The 15,065-nt window shown below is 72.7% G+C and carries 12 protein-coding genes; 9 read left to right on the top strand and 3 right to left on the bottom strand.

Features of this window, described 5'->3' with window-relative positions:
- Window positions 1-48: 48 nt before the first annotated feature.
- The 4 genes from G401_RS0123750 to G401_RS56110 all read left to right on the top strand — a co-directional run bounded on the left by G401_RS0123750 (window position 49) and on the right by G401_RS56110 (window position 5,646).
- The gene (locus G401_RS0123750; protein WP_027344455.1) at window positions 49-1,320 is read left to right on the top strand and encodes a sensor histidine kinase; all 1,272 of its coding nucleotides are present in this window, start codon (window positions 49-51) and stop codon (window positions 1,318-1,320) included.
- On the top strand, window positions 1,320-1,982 hold the full coding sequence (locus G401_RS0123745) for a response regulator (RefSeq protein ID WP_027344454.1): 663 nt from the start codon (window positions 1,320-1,322) through the stop codon (window positions 1,980-1,982). The genes G401_RS0123750 and G401_RS0123745 overlap by 1 nt, the downstream gene beginning before the upstream one ends.
- Window positions 1,983-2,116: 134 nt before the next feature.
- On the top strand, window positions 2,117-2,818 hold the full coding sequence (locus G401_RS57855; protein WP_051367051.1) for a hypothetical protein: 702 nt from the start codon (window positions 2,117-2,119) through the stop codon (window positions 2,816-2,818).
- The gene (locus G401_RS56110; protein WP_027344453.1) at window positions 2,815-5,646 is read left to right on the top strand and encodes an AMMECR1 domain-containing protein; all 2,832 of its coding nucleotides are present in this window, start codon (window positions 2,815-2,817) and stop codon (window positions 5,644-5,646) included. The genes G401_RS57855 and G401_RS56110 overlap by 4 nt, the downstream gene beginning before the upstream one ends.
- A gap of 29 nt (window positions 5,647-5,675) precedes the next feature.
- Here the strand turns inward: G401_RS56110 and G401_RS0123730 are convergent, their stop codons facing one another.
- Window positions 5,676-7,691 (bottom strand): putative bifunctional diguanylate cyclase/phosphodiesterase, encoded by a 2,016-nt coding sequence (locus tag G401_RS0123730; RefSeq protein ID WP_169734241.1) that lies wholly within the window; start codon window positions 7,689-7,691, stop codon window positions 5,676-5,678.
- A gap of 336 nt (window positions 7,692-8,027) precedes the next feature.
- Between G401_RS0123730 and G401_RS0123725 the strand changes: the two genes are divergently transcribed.
- Together G401_RS0123725 and G401_RS0123720 are read left to right on the top strand one after the other, a co-directional pair.
- On the top strand, window positions 8,028-8,396 hold the full coding sequence (locus tag G401_RS0123725; RefSeq protein WP_027344451.1) for a MerR family transcriptional regulator: 369 nt from the start codon (window positions 8,028-8,030) through the stop codon (window positions 8,394-8,396).
- Between the two features lie 60 nt (window positions 8,397-8,456).
- Window positions 8,457-9,479, top strand: a complete 1,023-nt coding sequence (locus G401_RS0123720) for a zinc-binding dehydrogenase (RefSeq protein WP_051367050.1) — start codon at window positions 8,457-8,459, stop codon at window positions 9,477-9,479.
- 7 nt (window positions 9,480-9,486) lie between these two features.
- Here the strand turns inward: G401_RS0123720 and G401_RS47890 are convergent, their stop codons facing one another.
- Entirely contained in the window at window positions 9,487-10,200 is a 714-nt protein-coding gene (locus tag G401_RS47890) for a hypothetical protein (RefSeq protein WP_051367049.1), read from the bottom strand.
- A 217-nt stretch (window positions 10,201-10,417) separates the two neighbouring features.
- Between G401_RS47890 and G401_RS0123705 the strand changes: the two genes are divergently transcribed.
- The 3 genes from G401_RS0123705 (at window position 10,418) to G401_RS0123695 (ending at window position 14,311) form a co-directional block, all read left to right on the top strand.
- On the top strand, window positions 10,418-11,575 hold the full coding sequence (locus tag G401_RS0123705) for a S53 family peptidase (RefSeq protein ID WP_027344449.1): 1,158 nt from the start codon (window positions 10,418-10,420) through the stop codon (window positions 11,573-11,575).
- A 309-nt stretch (window positions 11,576-11,884) separates the two neighbouring features.
- Window positions 11,885-12,187, top strand: a complete 303-nt coding sequence (locus G401_RS0123700) for a hypothetical protein (protein ID WP_027344448.1) — start codon at window positions 11,885-11,887, stop codon at window positions 12,185-12,187.
- Window positions 12,188-12,196: 9 nt separating this feature from the next.
- Window positions 12,197-14,311: a bifunctional polysaccharide deacetylase/glycosyltransferase family 2 protein gene (locus tag G401_RS0123695; RefSeq protein ID WP_027344447.1), complete on the top strand. Its 2,115-nt coding sequence runs from the start codon at window positions 12,197-12,199 to the stop codon at window positions 14,309-14,311.
- Between the two features lie 18 nt (window positions 14,312-14,329).
- Here the strand turns inward: G401_RS0123695 and G401_RS0123690 are convergent, their stop codons facing one another.
- Window positions 14,330-15,052 carry a sulfite exporter TauE/SafE family protein gene (locus G401_RS0123690; RefSeq protein WP_034592823.1) on the bottom strand — a complete coding sequence of 241 codons (723 nt, stop codon included), beginning with the start codon at window positions 15,050-15,052 and terminating at the stop codon, window positions 14,330-14,332.
- Between the last annotated feature and the right edge of the window lie 13 nt (window positions 15,053-15,065).

The raw sequence follows: 15,065 nt of genomic DNA, 5'->3' as shown, positions 1-15,065 counted from the left end.
AAGATGATTCCCTTGCCTCGGCATTTCCCCTCGAAACAGGATGATCGGATGAGCGAGACGGGCTGGCGCCCCTGGCTGCCGGAGGCGGTCGCGGCCTTCCTGGTGCTCGCCGTCGGCCTCACCGAGACGTTCCTCACCGCCACGGTGTTCGCCGCCCCGGACGGCCTGATGTTCGCCAACCGCCTGGCGTTCGAGGGCGTCGCGCAGGCCCTGGTGGTCGCGCTCGCGGTCGGCCTCTGCCGGCGGGCGCCCGGCGTCGCCCTCGCGCTGGTGTGGGGGCTGGGCCTCTACCACGTGACGCTCGACGCGCCGATCATGGTCGCCGAGTTCGCGCTGACCGCGGTGTTCTTCGGCGGCGCGCGGTGGGGCCGGCCGCCGACCGTCGTGATGAGCGCGGTCTCCGTGCCGCTGGCGGTGGTCGTCGCGTTCTTCATGCACGAGGGGCGCGTCCTCACCCTGCAGCTCCTGCTGGGCGGATCGAAGCTCGGCGGGATCCTCAGCCTGCATCCGACCGTGCAGCTCGTCCTGTCGCTGGTCGGGTTGCTGGCCGTCGCCGCTCCCTGGCCGGCCGGGCTCGTGATGCGCTTCCTCGAACGGGCCACCGACTCGCGGGCGGCGATGCTGGCCGCCGAGGAGGACGCCGCCGGCGCCCGCCGCGCGACCGAGCACGCCCGGGAGATCGCGCAGCTGCGCGATCAGCAGACCCGCCTGGCCCGCGACGTCCACGACGTCGTCGGCCACTCGCTCGCGGTCATCCTGGCGCAGGCCGAGTCCGGCCAGTACCTGGACGAGAACGAGAGGCTGAAGAAGACCCTGCGCACGATCGCCATCTCGGCCCGCTCGTCCCTGCAGGACGTACGCCAGGTGCTCTCCACGACCCAGGACACGGCCCCGGAGACCGGCGACGCCGGCCAGCTGGACGGCCTCATCGAGGGCGTACGCGGCAGCGGGCACCAGATCATCGCGACCGAGCTCGGCACGCCCCGGGCGCTGCCCCGCGAGACCGCGACCGTGGCGTACCGGGTGCTGCAGGAGATGCTCACCAACGCGATCAAGCACGGCCGGCGCGACCAGCCCATCACCGCCGAGCGGCACTGGCCGTCCGGTCCCGCGGGCGGCGGCTTCGCCGACACGCTGCGGATCGAGGTCACCAACACCCGGGCGGCCGACGGCTCCGGTTCCGGCGCGGGACGCGGTCTGGAGGGCATGCGCCGCCGCCTCGAAACGATCAACGGCCACCTCGACGTACGCAGCCGGGAGCAGGCAGCCGGCACCACCTTCACGGTGACGGCGTACCTGCCGTTGCTGGGCGGTTCGTGATGGGCGACGAGATCAGCGTCCTGCTCGTCGACGATCAGGAGCTCTTCCGCGAAGGCGTACGCGTCATCATCGACGCGCAGGACGGCATGCGGGTGATCGGCGCGGCCGGCAACGGCATCGAGGCGGTACGCCTGGTCGAGGAGCTGCGGCCGGACGTCGTCCTGATGGACATCCGGATGCCGGAGATGGACGGCGTCGAGGCGTCCCGGCAGATCTTCGCCCCCGAACGGATCGCCCGGCGCGCCAAGCCCGTCCGCGTCATCGTGCTGACCACGTTCAACCTCGACGACCGGGCGGCGACCGCGATCCGGCACGGCGCCAGCGGCTTCCTGCTCAAGGACACCACGCCGCTGATGCTGCGCGACGCGATCCGTACCGTGCACGGCGGCAACGCGGTTCTCGCGCCCCAGGACCTCGCGACCCTGCTGGACCGGCAGTTCGAGGCCGAGGCGGCACCTCCGCCGGCGTTCCTGGGCCTGACGGACAAGGAGCGCGAGGTCTTCACCGCCGTGGCCCGCGGCCTGTCGAACGCGGAGATCGCCGGCAGCGTGTTCGCCAGCGAGTCCACGGTCAAGACCCACGTGGGCGCCATCCTGCGCAAGCTGGCACTGCGCGACCGGGTGCAGATCGTCGTGTTCGCGTACGAGCACGGCCTGGTCTGAGTCGGCCCGGCCCGAACCGGTACCGCCGTCCCGGGACGCGGCAGGTAGTACACGTACTTGACCTGGTCAATAGTCTGTTTCGGAGCGCCTCTCCGCACTTACCCTGATCCGGGGACCGATGGTGGAGGTGCACCATGATGAACGAGGTCCAGGGAAGACTCGCCGAGGAGCCCGAACGCCCGGAGCTCCCGGAGTTTCCCGAACAGCCGGAATTGGCGGAACAGCCCGAACTTCCGGAGCTCCCCGAGCAACCGGAGCAGCCCGAACAACCCGAACTTCCCGAGCAGCCGGAACGCCCGGAGTCCCCCGAGCGACCCGAGCTTCCCGAGCTCCCCGAACGACCGGAACGCCCGGAGTTCCCCGAGTTCCCCGAGCGGCCCGAACGCCCGGAACGGCCGGAGTTCCCGGAGTTCCCCGAGCGGCCCGAACGCCCGGAGCTCCCCGAGTTTCCAGAGCGTCCCGAGTTCCCAGAGCGTCCGGAGTTCCCGGAGCGGCCTGAGCGTCCGGAATTCCCCGAGCGACCCGAGCAGCCGGAGTTCCCGGAACGGCCCGAACGGCCGGAATTCCCCGAGCGGCCCGAACGCCCGGAGTTCCCGGAGTTCCCCGAGCGGCCTGAACGTCCCGAGTTCCCCGAGCGGCCCGAGCTTCCGGAACGACCCGAGCTACCGGAACGACCCGAGTTCCCCGAGCGGCCCGAGCTACCGGAACGGCCGGAGTTCCCGGAACGCCCCGAGCGGCCGGAGCTTCCGGAGCGGCCCGAACTTCCCGAGCGGCCGGAGCTTCCCGAACGGCCTGAACTTCCGGAGTTCCCGGAGCGACCGGAGATCGCTCAGTGACGGTCGGGTTCGTACGACCGGTCGTCGCGCCGCCGGACGTCCGCTCGCGGTTGCGGGAGCTGCTGCGCCAGGACGGCATCCTGTGGGCGGGTCCGGGACAGCCGGTCGTGGACCGCCGCGGCGAGACCGCGCCGTGGATGTTCTATTCGTGGGGCGTCTCGCTCACCGCCGACGGCGCCCGGCTGGCCGGGGAGAACCTGCTGGCCGCACTGTCCGGATTCGACAGTACGCAGTTGGCCACTTTCGGCACGACCGGCATTCCGCTGGTCACGGCGTGCGTACTGCTCGGCGGCGGCCGGTATACCGGCATCTGCGTACGCCCGGAGCCCAAGGGCGGACCGGGCGGGCGGCAGATCGAGGGGGTCGCGGATCCGTCCCGGCCGGTGGTCCTCATCGACGACTCGCTCAGCTCCGGCCGGTCGTTCCTGAGCGGCGCCCGGGTCCTGGAGCAGCAGGGCTTCACCGTGGAGGGCACGATCTGCCTGGTGCATTTTCCGCATCGGGGCGGCCGCGAGCGCGCCGAGGCGCTCGGCTACCGCGTCGAGACGCTCTTCGACGTGTGGGCCGATCTCGGCATGGCGCAGCCGATCTACGTGCCCGGGTTCCGGCGGGTCGGCGACTTCCCGGCGGCCGGCGCCGCGGCACCGGAGGGGCTCGCGCCCGCCGTGCTCGCCCGCGTGGTGGCCGAGCGCCTGCTGGACTCCGGCGAGCTGCTGACGCCACCGGCCACTTTGGACAAAGCGTACGAGGCCGGGGGCGGGACGTGGGTGTCGTTCCGGGATCGGGCGACGGACACTCGTCCGGCGCGGGACGGGTTCTGGCATTTCGAGCCGGCCGACGCCGACCCGGCCCGCGACGTCGTGCTGGCGACCGCGAAGACGGTGCGCAACGGCGGGCTCACCCGGGCCGACCTCGACCGGTTGAAGCTGGCGGTCACCTTCTTCGGCCCGCTGGAGCGCATCACGCCCGGCGGCGTCGACTTCGCCCGCTACGGGCTGCTCGTGCAGAGCCGGGCCTGGCCGGTCAAGCTCGGCGGCGCGCTGCCCAACACCCAGGTCTTCACCAGCGACCGGGAGCAGCTCGACCTGGCGTTGCGCAACGCCCGGCTGGCCGAGCACGAACCGTACGACCTCTATCGGCATGACGTGCGCAAGTATCCCGAGCCGGGCGGCGACTGGCTGCCGTACGGCGTCCCCGACGGTCCCGGGCACGCCTGGACCCGCTCCCCCGCCGTCGGCGAGGCGCTGACCGCCCGGGCCGTCGAGGTCGTTCGCGCGCTGCTGGCCGGTCATCCGGTGCCGACATCCGGCGTACGCGTGGACGGTCTCGTTCCGGTGCCGGTCAGCGGGGTCGGGATCACCCTCTACCGGCAGGGCGTCGTCGGGTGCGCGGTCAGTCATCGGGCGGAGCTGGACGAGGCGGTGGTGGCCGCCGCGACCGCCGCGCTGGGCGATCGGCGGTTCACCGACCGGCGGCCGGACCCCGCAGACCTCAGCGTCTGCGTGTCGGTGCTGTTCGATCCCGAGCGGCTGCGGTCGGCGACGCCCGCGTACGCGGCCCGCAAGATGCGGCTGGGTCGCGACAGCATCGCGGTCGCGCAGGGCGGGCATCAGGCGATCCTGCTGGAGTCGGTCGGCCCGCACTACGACTGGACGAAGCCGAAGGTCGTCGAGCGGCTGCTGGCGAAGGCCGGTGCCGGTGACGGGCCGGCCGACTGGACGACGTACCGGACCGCGACGTGGCTGGGCGGCCCCGGCGGGACCGTGAGCCACCAGTTCGGTTTCGCCGAACCGCCGGGCGAGCCGGGCGACGCCGAGCTGCGCGAGGACCTTCTCCTGCTGGGCGGGTACCTGGCGGCCACGATCGACGACACCGGCCTTCCCCTGTACGCGCAGACGCCCGTGCCCGGCTGGCGATGGACCGAGGGCAGCACCGCGCGGGAGATCCACGGACTGTCCGGGTTGGACACCGCCGGCCGGCTGTCGGACCGGTCCGGCTGGACGGAGCTGGCGCGCGGCGGTCTGCGTACGGCGATGGCGGGAATCAGCGACGACGCCCCGGTGACGGTCAGGTTGGCCGGCCACCGCGGCGGCCCGATGGGTGACAGCGAGCTGCTCGCGGCGGTGAGCGACGCCGGGCTGCGGGACGCGGCGCCGGAGCGGCTCGCGGCGCTGGCCGACCGGGTCGAGAGCCTGATCCGCGACGACGGCTCGGTCCACCCCGACGGCCAGCCGGTACGCCTGGAGCGCGACAACGACTACCTGCCGAGCGCGGTGGTTCTGGCGCTCGCGCGCTTCCGGCAGCCGCTGCCCGGTGCGACGGCACGGCGCTGTGCCCGGGTGTTCGACGCGCAGCTGGCCCGGTTCCGCCGGGTGCGGCGGTGGGGGCAGGCGGGGTGGCTGCCGCAGGCGGGCGCGGCGCTCTGGGACGCGACCGGCGACCCGCGGTACGCCGGCGCGGCGTTCGAGGTCGCCGACTGGGCCCTCGACTGGCAGTCCGAGGCGACCGGGGCGTTCCTCACCGACCTGTCGCCGGACGGGCCGGGCTTCCACACGGCGTTCGTCGCCGAGGCGGTCGCCGACGCGGCCCGGCTGGCGATCGCGACCGGTGACACCGACCGCGCGGTCCGGTACGCCCGGTCGTGGCGCGAGGCGATGCGATTGTGCCGCCGGCTGATCCTGCGACCGGCCGACGCGCCCTGCCTCAGCGACCCGGACCGGCAGATCGGCGGCGTCCGGGCATCCCTGACCAGCGGCACCGTACGCGTCGACTACGTGAGCCACCTGATCATCGCGATCGCCAAGGGGCTGAGCCTGCCCCCGAGCTGAGCCCTCAGGTCGTGCGGGCCGAGTGCCGGTCAGGCCAGCGGGAGGATCTCGCAGCCGCCGCGCTCCCGCAGCCAGTGTTCGAGTTCGGCGGGCGGCATGGGCCGGCCGAACAGCCAGCCCTGTCCGATCATGCCCGGCAGCCGCGACAGCGCCGCCGCGGTGGCCTCGTCCTCGATGCCTTCGGCGACCACCGTGAGGCCCAGGGCCTGGCTGAGCTCGTGGAGGCTGCGGATGATGGCCTGGCTGGCGGGGTTCGTGACGATGTCCGCGACGTACGCGCGGTCGATCTTCACCTCGGTGAGCGGCAGCCGGCGCAGCTGCTGCAGGGAGGCGTAACCCGTGCCGAAGTCGTCCAGGGACAGGCCGATGCCGAGGGCCGTGATGGCGCGCGCGGTCAGCCCGATCCTGGGCAGGTCGGTGATCACAGCACCTTCGGTGATCTCCACCGTGAGCTGCTCGGGCTGGATCTTCGTCGTCGCCAGCGCGGCCCGGAGAATGTCCGGCAGCACATCGGTACGCAGGTCGTTCATGCTGACGTTGACCGATACGCGCATCGGCGTACCGGCCTCGTTCCAGGCCGCGAGCTGGGTGGTGGCCTCGCGGACGACGCGCCGGGTCAGCAACTGCATGATCTGGCTGGATTCGATCGCGCTGATGAGGTCGCCGGTGGGTACCGGGCCCCACACGGGGTGCGTCCACCGCACCAGCGCCTCGACGCCGACCGGCCGTCCGGTGGCGAGGTCGACCTGCGGCTGGTAGAGCACCGACAGGCCGTTGCGGATGGACTTTCCCGTCAGCTCCGCGCTGAGATCGGCAAGGATGTCGAGCCGGTACTGGGCGGTGTCGGAGGCGTTGCGGGCGTAGAGCGCGGCCCGCCGGGCGCCCCGGTGGGCGTCGGCCACCGCCAGCTCCGCGTTCCCGATCAGCGTGGTGAGATCGCGGCCGTGCTGCGGGAAGATCGCGACGCCGGCGGTCGGGTCGACGCCGAACGGGATTCCTTCGACGTAGATCGCCGGTTCCAGCACTCTGACCGCCAGGTCCGCCTGTTCCAGCGCCTGTCCGGTCGTGAGATCCGGCAGCATGATGACGAATCCCTCGCCACCCAGCCGGCCCACCTGGTTGTCGCCGAAGACGGTCTTGAGCCGTTCGCCCGCCGCCGCGATCATGTCCTCGTAGACACCGCGGCCGAGGTTGTGGCTGACGGTCAACGCCGCGTAGGCGTTGACGAAGACGATCGCGATGGATCTGGGACCGGCCGATCCGGTCGTGTCGCCGGCCGTCAGCGCCCCGAGGCGGTACAGCAGCCCGCTGCGGTTGAGCAGGCCCGTCACCGGTTCGCGGCGCAGCCGTTCCTGCGAACTGACCTCGTCGCGCAGCACCTGGTTCAGCACGAGCACCGGAATCACGATCATCGCGGTCCACCATCCGGAAATGGTGGTCAGGAGCGGCGATACGACCAGCAAGGCGACAGCGGTGCTCAGAATGTCGTTCTGTATGCCGAACATCGCGGCACGGAGGCTGCTGCGCCAGATCCCGCGGATCAGCACCCCCAGCCCGAAACTGACGACCAGCCAGGTGACCATCGGCGGGATGAACGCCATCATGTCGCGCCCGTCCAGCCCGACGCCGGGCTGGGTGATCGGGCGGTCGCCCAGTATCAGGTAGGCCGTCAGTTCCGCTGCCGCGAAGGCGACGATCAGGCGGCTCACCAGGAACATGCCCCGCAGCGGGGTCAGCGCCTGCCGCCACGCGGACACCGACGCGGCGCACGTCTGCACCACGATCGCCGGGGCCGGCCCCCACATGGCGAAGATGGCGAAGGCGAAGCAGGCCGACAGCGGCGTACGCGTCAGTGCGCTGGTGCGCGGATCGCCTCCGAAGACCGTCAGATCCGCCACCAGGGCCAGGAAGGCGATCGCCCAGAAGTCGCCGGGCGCGTCCGACAGGAAATGCCAGGTCTGCACCACAGCCCAGGCCAGGAGCGCACCGGCTGTGACAGCCAGCGCCCCGAAGACGCATGTGAGAACGACCCGTCGCAGACGCAACGCTCGCCACCTTCGAGTCGGGGTCGCCGTCACCGCCGCGCGGCTGACGGGCAAGACCCGGGTCGGCACGCTGATCAGGACCTCGGACGGCGAGGCCTGAAGACGCGCCAGGAGCATGCTGTACGTCTGACGCTACTCGCGTTTCGCGAGCTCATCGGGCCGATCCGCGAGCCGTAGGTCGACGTGATCGATGTGGCACGCCGGCGGGACGAAACCGGGCATCTCGTCTGATCTGCGGGGGACGCCGGTGGAACGGGACGTCGGGCGGAATGGGGCGGAAGTCGTCGCCGTTGATCACGATGATATTTCCCCAGGACGTCGAGGAGATGGTGGGTCGTGCGGATCGGCGAGCTGTCGAGGCGGGCGGGCGCCAGTGTGCGCGCGCTGCGCTACTACGAGCAGGAAGGACTCCTGCGGCCCGCGCGGGCCGGCAACGGCTACCGCGACTACTCCGACGGCGCCGTCGACGTGGTGCGGCAGATCCGCGGGCTCATCGACTTCGGGCTGCCGGTCCGGATGATCCGCGACATCCTGCCCTTCCTCGACGGGCCCGCCGACCTGCTGCCCGACAAGCCGTGCACCTGGCTGCTGGACGAGGCCGCCCGGCAGCGCGACCTGCTCGACCGCCGCATCGGCCTGCTGACCCGCAACCGGGACGCCCTGGACGCGTACCTGGCCGCGGCGGCGGCCGCCGGCGAGGTGTGACCGACGGCACCGGCCCGGCGCTGGACCGTCACACAAGTGGCAGGGTTCTAGCTTCGGATCATGACTTCGGTTGACACTCCGTTCTCGGCAGCCCAGGTGCCGGCGTTCATGCGGGCTCTCCGTCAGGACACGCCCCGCGGACCGCGAGACCTCCGCCTCGTCACCGACACGCGCGTACCGGTGCCGGGTGATGGTGAGGTGCTGATCCGGGTGACCGCCGCGGGCGTCAACTACGCCGACGTGATGCAGACCTACGGCACGTACGGCGGCGGGCCGACACCGCCGTACATCGCCGGTTTCGAGGCGGTCGGCGAGGTGGTCGCGTCAGGGGGCCCGGCTGCCGGGCTGCGCATCGGGGATCGCGTCCTCGGCCTCGGCCCGGGAGCGTTCGCCGAGTACATGGTCCTGCCCTCGGCGGGCACGCTGCGCGTACCGGCCGGGTGGGCCGACGAGCAGGCCCTCGGCCTCGTTCTCAACTGGGCCACCGCACTCGCGGCGCTGCGGCCGCTGGGCCGCCTCACCGCCGGCGAGACCGTGTGGGTCCAGGCCGCGGCGGGCGGCGTCGGCCAAGCGGCGGTACGCCTCGCGAAGCACTACGGCGCCCGCGTCATCGGCAGCGCCGCGCCGCGGAAGCACCAGGTCGTCCGCGATCTCGGAGCCGACCTGGTCGTCGACTCCGGGCGTCCCGACCTCGCCGCCGAGATCGGGCGGCTCACCGGCGGCGAGGGTGCCGACCTCATCCTGGAGTCGACGGGCGGAGCCGCCTTCCGGGCCGCCCTGGCCGCGGCGCGACGGGTCACCGGTCGCGTGGTCGTCTACGGTGTGGCCGGCGGCGAGGCCACGGTCAGCAACCGGGAACTCAACTTCGACCACCCGATCCACGTCATCGGCCTGCATCTCGGCATCCTGGTCCGGCATGCTCCGCGCCTGTTCGACCAGCTCGTGGACGAGTTGCACGCGCTGATCGCCGCGGGTGTCATCCCCCCGGGCCGGCCGACGGTCCGCGATCTCGCCGAGGGACCGCGTACGCTCGCCGCCCTCGAAGCGCGTACCACGGTGGGCAAGACGGCGCTGCGGCCGTGAGGAACGGTCAGCGCTTCTTGCTGTCGGGGGTCGGGTGCGAGGGGTGCGTGGTCGGTTTCCCGGTCGGGTGGTGCGACGACGTGGCCTTGGGACCGGACGGCGAAGCCTCGGGCAGGGCCGCGCAGTAGGCCTTGACCCGGTCGGCGTCCCCCGCGGCGGCCACCAGCGGCGCGTACGCCGCCGTGTCGAGAACCTGCTCCCGTTGCGAAGGGCTGACCGCCGAGTACGCGGCGCACAGCGCGACGAGGGACGGCGTCGCCGACCCGGACGGGAGCGGGCTCGGCCGCCGGGACTCCGGCGTACCGGCCGACGGTCTCGCGGACGTCCGGGGCTGCGACGCGGCCGGGCCCGGGTGCAGGGGTGTCGGCAGGACACCGGTCCCGGCGGCCAGGGCGAGCCCGCCGGTCGCGGTGGCGACGATCAGGACGGCGGCGGCCTTCACCCCGAGCAGGCGGGTCACCAGGCCGTGACGGCGGCGCGGCCGGTCGGCGAAGGCGGCGAGGACGGTCTCGGCGCGGCGCAGCTCTTCCGGCGAACCGGGTGCCCTGGCGGCGGCCAGCAAACGGCTGAGCGGAAGGGTGCCGGGCTCGTCCGTCGGCTGCCCCCGCAGAAGGCGCTCGATCATGAGTTCGTCGAACTCCGCACCGGCCACCGCGGGGACGGTGGGGTCGTCGTCCCGGTGTCGGCCGGGGCGCTGCGCGGGCGGGTGGGCGGCGTCCATGTCATCTCAGTCAGCGTCATCGCACTGAAAGTCGTCACTCAATGTGACCACCGCCACGTCCCCGCCGGCCCGGCGGTAGCGGCCGCTCAGCCCGAACGCGGGCCCCACCGCCCCAGGTCGGAACGGTTCACAGAAACGTCACACAGAGGCAGTGACATACGCCGACACCCCGGCGCTGATCATGGCAACGACCCCCGTTCTCCTCAGGAGGCACCCCTTGCGCACCTCATTGCGCACCCTCGCGGTCACCGGCGCGCTGCTGATCGCAGCCGCCGTCACGGCCGTCTCCGCACCCGCCGCCGCGGCACCCTCCGACAACGGCCTGGCCCACCGCTCGGTCAAGGTCTGCGCCACGGCCACCGCCGACACGGCCGCCTGCCATGCCTGGGTACGCACCGACGTGGCCCCGGCCGCGGTGCCGTCCGGGTTCGGCCCGGCGGACCTGCGCTCGGCGTACAACCTCACCACCAGCGGTTCGTCGGCGACGACGGTCGCGGTGGTGGACGCGTACGACGCGCCGACCGCCGAAGCCGACCTGGCCGCCTACCGTACGCAGTTCGGCCTGCCCGCCTGCACCACCGCCAACGGCTGCTTCCGCAAGATCGACCAGAACGGCGGCACCAGCTACCCGCGCAAGAACACCGGCTGGGCGCAGGAGATCTCCCTCGACCTGGACATGGTCTCGGCGATCTGCCCGAACTGCAAGATCCTCCTGGTCGAGGCGAAGACCAACTCCTTCGCCAACCTCGGCACCGCCGAGAACCAGGCCGTCGCGCAGGGCGCCCGGATCGTCAGCAACAGCTGGGGCGGCTCGGACGCGGCCGACTCGACGTACGGCGCGTACTTCAACCACCCGGGCGTCGCGATCACCGTCAGCTCCGGTGACAACGGGTACGGCGTCGAGTACCCCGCCTCGTCGCACTACGTCACCGCGGTCGGCGGCACGCACCTGGTCGCCGGCGGCGGCAGCCGCGGCTGGACCGAGACGGTCTGGTCGGGCGCGGGCAGCGGCTGCTCCACCCTGAACACGGCCCTGTCCGGCCAGGCGGGCTTCGGCACCGGCTGCGCCGGCCGCGCCGAGGCCGACGTCGCCGCGGTGGCCGACCCGAACACGGGGGTCGCGGTCCGCTACAACGGCAGCTGGCTCGTGTTCGGCGGCACCAGCGTCGCCGCGCCGATCATCGCCGGCGTCTACGGCCTGGCCGGCAACGCCGCGAGCATCGACAACAACTACCCGTACACCCACAGCGGCTCGCTGTACGACATCACGTCGGGCAGCAACGGCTCCTGCCCCACCAGCCAGTGGTGCACGGCCCGGGCCGGCTGGGACGGCCCGACCGGCCTCGGCACCCCGAACGGCACCGGCGCCTTCTGATCGATTTGTCGCCGGTTCTCCTCCCTACCGGACGCCCGCGGCCTGCCGGCCGCGGGCGTCCTCGTGACCTGGGTCACCGGGAGTGACAGTCCCCGCCGGGACGGCGCTGAAGTGGTGAAGCACTCCTCACCCCCGGAGCCCGTCACATGTCTGCTCGCATGGCCACCCTGGTCGGCGCCGTTCTCGGCCGTTTCCTGCCGACCGCCGCAGAGGACTAGGAGCGCCGCCATCCGAACACCGAAGCCCGTCTTCGTCGACCGGTCCGGCCGGCGGCGGCGAGTAGCCGTCGCAGCGGGAGCCGCGCTGTCCGTGTTCCTGCTGCTGGGCCTGGCCGTCCTGATCGCCGGGCTGTCCGGGGCGGCGCCGATGGACCTTCCCGGCTTCCCGGCGGCCGGTGGGCAGGCCGGCCCGTCCGGCTCCGCCACCCGGCGGCCCGCGCCGACGTCCACACCGGACGCCACGAGCCGCCCGGCCGACGGCAGGCCGTCGGCCTCGCCGACCACCGCCCCGACCGGCACACCGGCCCCGACCGCGTCCGCCGGGGCCACCACGCCGGGCAAGCGGCCGCCGACCGCGCCGAGCCACCCACCGCACCCGACCCGGAGCAAGTAGCAGGACGACATGGCGTACCACAAGAAGAGCCGCGAACCGCGAGCCCACTGGTTCCTCCTCTTGCTCGGCATGCTCGTGCTGCTCGGCGAGCTGTCGTTCAACGGCTTCGTACGCCACATCGGCGCCGAGGGTTCCGGCCCGCAGCCCCTCCCCGCCGATCAGAGCAGCGTCCTGAAGACGCACGATCCGGTTCTCGCGGTCGCCGCCGACGGCACCGTCTCCAGCCGCGGCATGCCGGCCAGGACGATCGCGCTGACCTTCGACGACGGTCCGGATCCGCGCTGGACGCCGCAGGTGCTCGACGTGCTGGCCCGCCACCACGCCCATGCCACGTTCTTCGTCATCGGCTCGAAGGTCGACGACGCTCCGGACCTGACCCGCCGGATCATCGCCGAGGGCAACGAGATCGGCTCGCACTCCTTCACCCACGCCGAACTCGCCGCCCTCCCGTCCTGGCGGCGCAGGCTGGAGATGACGCTCACAGAGAACGCGATCGCCGGCGCCACCGGCCGGCGGGCCCGGCTGCTGCGCCCGCCCTACTCGTCCGGGCCGGATGCGGTCGACGGCGACGACTTCGCCGTTCTGCGCGACGCCGGGGCCGCCGGATACCTCACCGTCCTCACCGACCTGGACACCGAGGACTGGCGCCGGCCCGGCGCCGACGCGATCGTCCGCGCCGGTACGCCCGGGGCCGGCCGCGGCGCGGTCGTCATGCTGCACGACGGCGGCGGCGACCGTTCCCAGACCGTCGCCGGACTCGACCTGCTCCTGACCTCCCTGGAGGGCAAGGGCTACCGGTTCACGACCGTGTCGGGCGGACTCGACCTGCCGGCCGCCCCCGCGGCGGGCCTGTCGCAGCGGCTTCGCGGGACCGCGCTGCGCGCCGTGCAGAGCACCGGCGAGTGGCTCGCCACGCTGATGACGGTCCTGCTCGTGGCCGCGCTCGCCCTGTCGCTGCTGCGGCTGGCCGTCCAGTTCGTCACCGCGGGCATCCACGTACGCAGGTCGCGACGCCAGGCCCGGCGGCAGCGCCGGTACCTCGGGCCGGTGTCGGTCATCGTCCCGGCCTACAACGAGGCCGCCAACATCGCCGCGACCGTACGTTCGCTGCTGGCCAGCGACTACCCGAAGCTCGAGGTCATCGTCGTCGACGACGGGTCGAGCGACGACACCGCCGGGATCGTCGAACGGCTGCGCCTGCCCGGCGTCGTCGTCCTCCGGCAGGCCAACGCCGGGAAGCCGGCCGCCCTCAACGCCGGCATCGCCGCCGCCCGCGCCGACCTGATCGTGCTGGTCGACGGCGACACGGTCTTCGAACCGGACGCCGTCGGCGCCCTCGTCCAGCACTTCGCCGACCCGGCCGTCGGCGCCGTCAGCGGCAATACCAAGGTCGCCAACCGCAAGGGCCTGCTCGGCCGCTGGCAGCACCTCGAATACGTGATCGGCTTCAACCTCGACCGGCGCATGTTCGACGTCGGCGAGTGCATGCCCACCATCCCCGGCGCGATCGGCGCCTTCCGCCGCGAAACCCTCGCCGACGTCCGCGGCGTACCGACCGACACCCTCGCCGAGGACACCGACCTCACCATGGCGATCCTGCGCGCCGGGTGGAAGGTCGTCTACGAGGAGCACGCGATCGCCTGGACCGAGGCCCCGTCCTCGGTACGCCAGCTGTGGCGCCAGCGCTACCGCTGGTGCTACGGCACCCTGCAGGCCATGTGGAAGCACCGCCGGTCGCTGCGGGAAAGCGGCCCGGCCGGACGGTTCGGCCGCCGGGGGCTGGCGTACCTGCTGCTGTTCCAGGTGCTGCTGCCGCTGACCGCGCCGGCCGTCGACGTCTACGCCGTCTACGGACTCTTCTTCCTGCCCCTCGGCCGGATGGCCGCCGTCTGGGGCGCGTTCACGGCACTCCAGGTGCTGACGGCCGCGTACGCGCTGCGCCTGGACCGGGAACGCTTCGGTCCACTCTGGAGCCTGCCGTTCCAGCAGATCGTCTACCGGCAGCTGATGTACCTCGTCGTCGTCCAGTCCACGGTGACGGCGCTGGTCGGCAGCCGCCTGCGGTGGCACCGGATGGCGCGTACCGGTGACGCGGCGGCCGTGCTCACCGGCCCACGGCGGTGACCGGCGTCCGGCCCGGCGTCAGAACCCGACGAGGAACAGGACGCCCGACAGGAGCAGTCCGGCCTCGACGAGCAGGACGAACACCCGGTCGCTGATCCTGCCGACGATCCGCTTGCCGACCCAGGCCCCGGCGAGCGTGGCCGGAGTCAGCACCACCCCGTAGACGATCACGGTGCGGGTGAGCAGGTCCCCGGCCCCGTACGCGCCGAGCTTCGCCAGATGCATCGTCAGCGCGCTGGCCGCCTCGGTGCCGATGTACGCCGCCCGCGCCAGCCCGTACGCGAGGAAGAACGGGGCCGTGAGCGGGCCGACCGAGCCCAGCAGGGCCGAACCGAGACCGGAGGCGGCGCCGACGCCGATGAACGCCTTGTCGCCCGGCTTGCCGGGGTCCCGGCGCAGGTGCCGCCACACGACGACGCCGATGAGGAACACGCCGAGCATCCGTTTGAGCGCACCCAGCGGTGCGTGCGCCAGGAGCAGGCCGCCCGCGACGGCGAGCGGTACCGCGCCGAGGGCGAACCAGCCGACGAGGGGCCAGCGGATGTCCTTGCGATTGAGCCAGACGCGGGAGCCGTTGCTGGACAGCTGGGTCAGGGTCAGCATCGGCACCGCGGTACGCAGCCCGAACAGGGCCGTGAACACCGGCAGGAGCAGCACTCCGCCACCGAAACCGGCCACGGCCGACAGCAGGGCCAGAAGGAACGCGGCCGCCGACGCACCGAGGACCTGCCACACGTTCACCGGCTCAGCCTGC

It is taken from the genome of Hamadaea tsunoensis DSM 44101 (assembly GCF_000428945.1).
In the GTDB taxonomy this organism is placed as follows: Bacteria; Actinomycetota; Actinomycetes; order Mycobacteriales; family Micromonosporaceae; genus Hamadaea; species Hamadaea tsunoensis.
This window is presented reverse-complemented; position numbering and strand designations above follow the sequence as displayed.